Origin of the sequence: Dokdonella sp. (assembly GCF_036518555.1) — a bacterium.
Lineage (GTDB): Bacteria > Pseudomonadota > Gammaproteobacteria > Xanthomonadales > Rhodanobacteraceae > Dokdonella_A.
In genome coordinates this window covers 1-7,624 of record NZ_DATDMY010000337.1, presented here as the reverse complement: position 1 = coordinate 7,624, position 7,624 = coordinate 1, and the positions used below count along the sequence as shown (strand labels likewise).

General features: G+C 70.6%; 8 protein-coding genes. 5 read left to right on the top strand and 3 right to left on the bottom strand.

Going from position 1 to position 7,624, the window contains the following annotated elements; all coding sequences use genetic code 11:
* Both VI238_RS18015 and VI238_RS18010 read right to left on the bottom strand, forming a co-directional pair.
* A partial coding sequence (locus tag VI238_RS18015) for a hypothetical protein (RefSeq protein WP_414650087.1) occupies positions 1-331 on the bottom strand: 331 nt, incomplete at its 3' end.
* A complete protein-coding gene (locus VI238_RS18010; protein ID WP_331653848.1) occupies positions 328-918 on the bottom strand; it encodes a sigma-70 family RNA polymerase sigma factor in 591 nt (196 codons plus the stop codon). The genes VI238_RS18010 and VI238_RS18015, both read right to left, overlap by 4 nt.
* A 276-nt stretch (positions 919-1,194) precedes the next feature.
* Between VI238_RS18010 and VI238_RS18005 the strand changes: the two genes are divergently transcribed.
* From VI238_RS18005 to VI238_RS17985, 5 genes are all read left to right on the top strand, one after another.
* Positions 1,195-1,524: a hypothetical protein gene (locus VI238_RS18005; protein ID WP_331653847.1), complete on the top strand. Its 330-nt coding sequence runs from the start codon at positions 1,195-1,197 to the stop codon at positions 1,522-1,524.
* 83 nt (positions 1,525-1,607) lie between these two features.
* Entirely contained in the window at positions 1,608-3,236 is a 1,629-nt protein-coding gene (locus VI238_RS18000) for a serine hydrolase (RefSeq protein WP_331653846.1), read from the top strand.
* A 204-nt stretch (positions 3,237-3,440) separates the two neighbouring features.
* Complete coding sequence (locus tag VI238_RS17995; protein ID WP_331653845.1) at positions 3,441-3,662, top strand: hypothetical protein; 222 nt, start codon at positions 3,441-3,443, stop codon at positions 3,660-3,662.
* A 134-nt stretch (positions 3,663-3,796) separates the two neighbouring features.
* Positions 3,797-4,723 carry a sel1 repeat family protein gene (locus tag VI238_RS17990; protein WP_331653844.1) on the top strand — a complete coding sequence of 309 codons (927 nt, stop codon included), beginning with the start codon at positions 3,797-3,799 and terminating at the stop codon, positions 4,721-4,723.
* Between the two features lie 326 nt (positions 4,724-5,049).
* Complete coding sequence (locus VI238_RS17985) at positions 5,050-5,988, top strand: sel1 repeat family protein (RefSeq protein ID WP_331653843.1); 939 nt, start codon at positions 5,050-5,052, stop codon at positions 5,986-5,988.
* Between the two features lie 64 nt (positions 5,989-6,052).
* On the opposite strand, the gene VI238_RS17980 is transcribed toward VI238_RS17985, so the two are convergent.
* Positions 6,053-7,132, bottom strand: coding sequence for a glycosyltransferase (locus tag VI238_RS17980; RefSeq protein WP_331653842.1), 1,080 nt, complete (start codon positions 7,130-7,132; stop codon positions 6,053-6,055).
* Positions 7,133-7,624 lie beyond the last annotated feature (492 nt).

Sequence of the window (7,624 nt, the reverse complement as noted above, 5' to 3'; positions counted from 1 at the left end):
GCGCGACCACGAGCAGCATGCAGCTCGCGTAGACCAGCGCGAACGCGCCGTACAGGCGACGGCGGAACCGCGCGAATGCACGCGCCTCCGCGCGCGCGCGCCGCTCGACCGCTTGCGCGGTCTCCCAGGCGAAGTTCGACGGCAGCGCCGCATCCGGCAGGGCGCGCAGCCGGCGCGCGAGCACGCGATAGCGCAGGCGGCGCGGATCACCCGTCGGCGGCATGCCGCGCCGTTCGTCCTCGAGCGCCTGTTCCTGCAGCGCCCATTCGCGTTCGTCGATTGGCGCGGCGTGATCGTGGTCGTGGTCGTGTTCGTGCGGTCGGCGATTCATCGCGCGGCTCCCGTCGGTGTTTCGAGCAGTTCGCGCAGGCGCAGGCGCGAACGGTAGAGGTGGCTCTTGATCGTGCCCGCGGGCAACGCGGTGATCGCCGCGATGTCCGGGATCGACAGTTCCTCGATGTGGTACAGCGTGAGCAGGCTGCGCTGGATCGGCGCGAGGCGCGCGATCGCCGCGTGCAGCCGGCGCGCCGCGGCCTCGTCGTCGCAGGCGGCTTCGAAATCGAACGCGTCGATCTCGTCCTCGCGCGCGGGCGCGCCCGCGTCGTCGTCCGGCGCGACCGGTGCGGCATCGCCGCCGATGCGCCGCTCGCGCTGCACGTGGCGCAGCGCGATCGAATGCGCGATGCGCGCGATCCAGAACTTGAGCGGGCTCTCGAAGCGGTACTGGCCGAGGTGGCGGAACACGCGCAGGAACGTCTCCTGGCAGACGTCGCGCGCGTCGTCGGCATGCCGCACGATCGGATGGACGCAATGCCAGCACAGGCCCTCGTACTCGCGCACGAGCCGCTCGAACGCACCCGGCGCGCGCGCGAGCACGGCCTCGACGAGGGCCCGTTCGTGTTGCGGGTCCGGCTTCATGGGGCTGCGCCTTCCATGCAGCTACGGATACCCGGGCGGGCGGGTCGGTTGCAAATGGCATGATCGCCTCTCCCGCGCGCGGGAGAGCCCGACGCGCGCAGCGCGGCGGGTGAGGGGACGGCAGAGCGTGACGCTCCGATCGCCCTCGCCCCGACCCTTCCCGCAAGCAGGAGAGGGGGAGTCGCGCGCGCGGCGGCTTGCAACCGATCCGCCCCCACGTGTCTCCTAGGCTCCCGAACGGGGACGCAGCCGCCGCGCCCCGGCCGGAGAAATCGCGTGGACATCCAGCACACCCTCGTTCCGCTCGCGCTGTTCCTCTGCGTGACCTACGCGTTCAAGGCCGTGCTCGACGCGGTCATGCGCGAACGCCTGCTCAAGGAGCGCGCGAGCGAGGAGACGATCGACCTCATCCTCGCCGGCGAGCGCGCGCAGCGCCGACTCGCCGCGCTGCGTTCGGGCATCCTGCTCGTGTTCATCGCGGCCGGCTTCGGCCTCGTGCAGTGGATCGGCTGGCAGGAAATCAATGCGGGCGTCGTCGCCGTGCTCGTCGGCGCGACCGGCATCGGCCATCTCGTCTTCTACGCGCTCGCGCGCCGCCGGCCCTGAGTCGTACCCATCGCAGTTTCCCGTGGCGCCCGCGCGGCGTGCGGACGGCTGCGCCCGCCAATTTCACCCACGAGGTCCCGATCATGTCGAAGCGCTCCACGGTGTCCGTTCCCGGCCTGCTGCTAGCCTTCGCGTTCGCGCAGGCGTCGTCCGCCGCGCCGATGCCGCAAGCCACGACGCGCGAAGCCGCGATCGTGCGCGACGCCGCGCTGCCGACCGGTGCGCGCGTGCATGCGGAGGCGTCGGCGACGCCGGCGCTCGTCGAGGCGATCACGCGCGCCGACGCGGCGCTGTTCGGTGCGGTGTTCGACCAGTGCGACGCGACGAAGGTACGCGCACTCGTCACCGACGACTTCGAGTTCCACCACGACCGCGGCGGCCTCGTCGCCGCTTCCGGCGAACGCTTCGCCGAGGTGATCCGGCAGCAGTGCGAGCGCCGCCGCCGCGGCGACGAACCGGCGTCGCGCCGCGAACTCGTGCCCGGCACGCTCGCGGTGTATCCGGTCGGCGACAGCGGTGCGATCGAGACCGGCGTGCACCGCTTCTACGAACGCGACGCGAAGGGCGGGGAGAAGCTCGTCGGCGCCGCGCGCTTCCTGCACGTGTGGCGCAACGACCACGGCACATGGCGCGTCGCGCGCGTCGCGAGCTACGACCACTACGGCGTCGACGCGAGCGCGAAGGCTAACGGCGACGGCGCCGTCGATGCACGCGCGGCGCTCGACGCCGTCATTCCCCCGTTGCTCGCCGACAAGCACGTGCCGAGCGCGTCGATCGCGGTCATCGAGCACGGTCGCGTCACCGTCGTCGCCGCGTACGGCGAACAGGCACCTGGCGTGCCGGCGACGACGAAGACGCTCTACAACATTGCGTCCTTGAGCAAGCCGCTGTCGGCCGAACTCGCATTGCGCCTCGTCGCGGCAGGGCGCATCACGCTCGACGAGCCGATGGCGAATGCGTGGACCGATCCCGATATCGCGGGCGACCCGCGTCGCCTGCAACTGACGCCGCGACTCGCGCTGAGCCACCGCACCGGGCTGCCGAACTGGCGCCGCGAAACGGGCGGCAAACTCGCCTTCCTGCGCGCACCGGGCGTCGCGTTCGGCTACTCCGGCGAAGGCTACGAATACCTCGCGCGCTTCATCGAGAAGAGGCTCGACACGCCATTCGAGCGCCTCGCCGAGCGCACCGTGCTCGAGCCGCTCGGCCTGCACGACACCGCGTACACGCGCCGACCGTGGTTCGACGGTCGCATCGCGCGGCCCGCCGACGCGAACGGCAAACCGCTCGAGCCCATGTTCGCCGAGCACGCGCTCGCCTCCGACCTCGTCTACTCGACGCCGTCCGACTACGCGACGTTCATCGTCGCTGCCCTGCGCGGCGACCGCGTCACGCCGGAACTCGCGACCGAGCGCGCGCGCGTGCAGGCGAGCCGCATGCACGACCTCTGCCCGCAACCTGCCGACGACTGCCCGAGCGACGCCGGCTTCGGCCTCGGCTGGGAGGTGTACCGCTACGGCAACGGGCGCGTGCTCATGCACACGGGCATGGACGACGGCGTGTTCACGCTCGCGTACTTCAGCCCCGACCGCGGCAGCGGCCTCGTGCTGTTCACCAACGGCGCGAACGGTCCGCAACTCGTGCTGCCGCTGCTCGACCGCCTCGGCCGCGACCGCGATTTCGTCGCGACCTTGCGCCGCCAGGCGCCCTGAACGCGAGCGGGAAACGGGGTCAGAGCGACTTTCGCGCGGCGCGATCGCGTTGCCATGAGCCCGCGCTCGAAAGTCGCTCTGACCCCGTTTCCCGTTTCCCCCAACCCCGCGCGGGCCATGCCAGCGTTTCCACCTTGCGCCGATGTCGCGGAACCGCCCCTTTGTGCGTTATCCGCCTCTGGACCCCTGCAACGGAACGGAAACATGCTCGCAGCAATCGAGTTCGACGAATGGCCGGAAGCCGCCCACACCCATGCCCACGCGGCGCGATCGACGCACCCGCTCGGCGTGTTCGACCCGCGTGAATGCGGCGCGTGGATCGACACCCTGCGTGCGCTGCGCGCGTTGCCGAATCGCGTGCGCGCGCCCGATCCCGCCGGCGCGAGCGGGAGCCGTAACGACGCGAACGACGACGGTGATGCCTGAGCCGCGACGACGGCAAGGTCGGCATCGAGGCCTTTTGCCGCTGCAGTCCAATAATCGACGTACGAACAAATTCGTTGATCGCCGCGCAGGTTGGTGCTAGCGTGTCCGAGCGCTTCAACCGGGGAGTAAGCTCGATGAAACTTCGTGCGATGACGTTCGGTTCGCTCGCTGCCATGGCAGCCCTGTCGCCGCTCCATGCGGCGACGCAACTCAACTTCGCCGGCAGCTACAGCATGCGGCCGCCGAGCTACGATTCGGAAGACAATACGAACCGGCCCGCCGACCAGGCCTGGGGCACGCCCGAGGACGCCGCGCGCCCTGGCAAGAAGTTCTTCCTCACGGGTGCTTATGCGTACCGCAACGGCGACTTCAAGTACGCGGTCGACATGTACGAAGTCGCGTCGTCGTGGGGTTACAAGGCGGCGCAGTACAACCTCGCCGTGATGTACCTCAAGGGCGACGGCATCCCGGTCGATCGCCCGCGCGGGATGGCCTGGATCGCGCTCGCGGCCGAGCGCGGCGACCCGGTCTACGTGCAAGCACGCGAAGCCGTCTACGCCGACCTGTCCAAGGACGAATGGGAACAGGCGAACGCGATCTGGCGCGAGCTCAAGAAGACCTTCGGCGACGAGGTCGCGCTCGCGCGCGCGAAGGCGCGCTGGGCGCAGGTGCGCGCGTCGATGACCGGCTCGCGCGTCGGCGCGTCCGTTCCGCTCACGATCGGTTCGGCGAGTTCGGGCGGACGTGCGACGGCGCTGGTTCCGGCCCTGAACGACGGCAAGACTGGGGGAGTGCGAGGTTCGGGCCACGGCGCGGCCATGCCGGGCAAGTCGATCATCAACGGCTTCGCGACCGCCGCCTTCGGCGTACTCGGCGGCGGTGGCGAGGACGGCTCGGTTGCGTATCGCCAGTTGTGGCAATCGGACAATCCGTACGACCCGAAATTCGAATGGCGTCCGGAGGGTGGCACCTCGCACGTCGGTGAGATCCAGCCGCTCGACGGTCCGCACGATGCGTCGCCGGACGCCGGCGAAGCGTCACCGTCGCAACAGCATCACTGACGCCGTACCAGCTCCCCCGTCGGGCGGCCACGGACGGCGCCGGCGAAGCGCGGCCATGCGGACGGCCGCGAGCGATGCGCGCGACCGCCTCTCTCTCCGGTCGCCGCGCCGCATCGGCCTGCACGCACGCAGGGAATGCGTGCGTGCACCGGTTTTGCTCATGCATCGCGGCTTCCGCCGCTGCCACAGGGGCGCGCACGCGACGCCGCCGAGGGACGTTGACGCTTCGCGCAATTCCCGCACATCAATATACGAAGGTTGTCGTTTATTGCGTGCAAGGTCGGTGCTACTGTGCGCCTGCACGACCGACAAGAGGAGGGCGCTCGATGAAACTTCGTGCGATGACGTTCGGTTTGCTCGCCGCCGCCTTGGCGGCCCTGTCGCCGGTCCACGCGGCGACGCAACTCAACTTCGCCGGCAGCTACAGCATGCGGCCGCCGAGCCACGATTCGGAAGACAACACGAACCGGCCGGCCGACGAAACGTGGGGCACGCCCGAGGATGCGGCGCGTCCGGGCAAGAAGTTCTTCTATACCGGCGCCTACGCCTATCGCAACGGCGACTTCAAGTACGCGGTCGACATGTACGAGGTCGCGTCGTCGTGGGGCTACAAGCCGGCGCAGTACAACCTCGCGGTGATGTACCTGAAGGGCGACGGCATCCCGGTCGACCGCCCGCGCGCGATGGCCTGGGCCGCGCTCGCCGCCGAACGCGGCGACCCGCTCTACGTGCAGGCGCGCGAAGCGATCTACGCCGATCTCGGCAAGGACGAATGGGAGCAGGCGAACGCGATCTGGCGCGAGCTCAAGAAGACCTTCGGCGACGAGGTCGCGCTCACGCGCGCGAAGGCGCGCTGGGCGCAGGTGCGCGCGGCGATGACCGGTTCGCGCGTCGGTGCCGTCGGTCCGCTCATGATCGGTGCGGCGGATGGGGGCGGGAAGATGGGCAAGAAGCTCGTGAGTCCGCTCTATGGCGATGGCCGACCGGAACGGACGAAAGGCCCCAAGGGTTCCGGCAACAGCGAGGTCAAGCCCGGCAATTCGTCGATCAACGGTTTCGCGACCGCCGCGTTCGGCGTGCTCGGGGGTGGCGGCGAGGACGGCTCGATCGCCTATCGTCAGCTCTGGCAGTCGGACGATCCGTACGATCCGAAGTTCGAGTGGCGACCGGCCAGCGGTACGACCCATGTCGGCGAGCTCCAGCCCGTGGACGGCGGCCACGACGCGCCGCGCGTCGACGGCGGACCGCAGCCTACCGATCACTGACGCGGACGCGCCGGTCGACGGATCGGCCAGCGCGGGGATCGTGGCGCCGTCCTGATCCGGCCGATCAGGCCGGCGTCGACGCGTCGCGGCCGAAGCGCGCGTTCGCCTCGATGCGCGCGCGCTCGGACGCGGGCAGCGCCGGGTCGGCGAGCAGCGCCTCGCACAGCGCGGCGCACTCGTCGCCGCGGCCGATGTAGTACGCGGCGATCGCCTGCTCGTCGCGCGCGCGCCAGCGGTACACCGACTGGTCGACGAACAGCAGGTCCGCGGGCGGCGGCAGCGCCGCGGCCGCACGCGCGTGAACCCACGCCGATGCATGGCGCCCCTGCAGCCGCAGGTAGCGCGCAAGTTCGCACAACGGCTCGGCGCGCGACGGCCGTGCGTCCCACGCCGCGAGGTAGGCGTCGATCACGGCGGCGGGCTCCGCGCCGAGGCGCTCCAGCATCGCTGCGATCTGGAAGCGCGCGTACCACGATTCCTCGTCCCAACCCTCCATCGCGACGCGACGCTGGTACGCATCGAGCGCGCGCTGCGGTTCGCCCGCATCTCTCAGGCTTTGCGCGAGATAGAACGCGTAGCGTGCATGATCGGGTTCGCGCCGCAACGCAGCTTCGAGCACGGCCGCGTCGTCGAGGTACTTGTCGCGCTGCGGGCGACGGCTGCGCGCGCCGTCCGGGAAGCTGCATACGCGCACGCCGTCGAGCCGGTCGATGCGCGGCCTCGGCGTCGCCGTCGGGACTTCGTGCAGCACGCCTTCCCAGTGCCAGCCGGCGTCGTGGCGCAGCAGCTTCGCGCTCTCGTACTCGAACTCGCTGTCCGCGAGCCGCTGGCGCAGGTAGTAGGCGGGCGCGTCCAAGGTTGCCGGCAGCGGCGCACCCGCATCGATCTCGAGGATTTCGTCGGCGTCGATGATGAGCGCGTAGTCGCCGTGGCCGCGCGCGAGCTGGAGCGCGTGGTTGCGATGGGTCGCGAAATCGACCCACGGCCGCTCCTCGAGCCGCCCCGGCAGGTCCGCGAGCAGCTCGCGCACGCGCGCCTGCGTGCCGTCGCTGGACCCGGTATCGACGATGGCCCACGCGCCGATCAGCGGCCGCACCGACGCCAGGCAACGCGCGATCACCGCGGCCTCATTGCGCACGATCATGCTGAGGCACACCTGTCGCGCGAACGGCACGCGCGCGACGGGTATGGCGGAGGTCGGTGGAAATGGCATCGCCGTGGGGAGGTCATGCGGCGACGTGGACCGCGCGCGAGGATGCTAGGCACGGCGGCGCGCTTGTGCAAGGCGCGTCGCGCGCTCGCCTCCATCGCGCACCAACGACGATCGTGGCAACGATCGTATCGGGGACGCGGACGAGCCGGTCCTGATCTGATCCTCGACGCCTGAACCCGTGCGCTCCGCGTTTCCGGCACCGGCCGCGCTGCGCGTCGGCCTCTCCCGCGAGCGGGAGAGGCGAGTTCACGCGATGTCGTCGACGCGCGCGCCTCAGCGCGCGCTGCCCACCACGAGGTTGTCGACTACGCCCCAGACGTAGTTCCCGTCGCCGTCGGCGACCGGGGCACTCACGGTGAGGGCGTGGATCGGGCGGGTCGAGACGAAACCGCGGAAGTCCTGCTGGCTCGTCGCGATGAACGT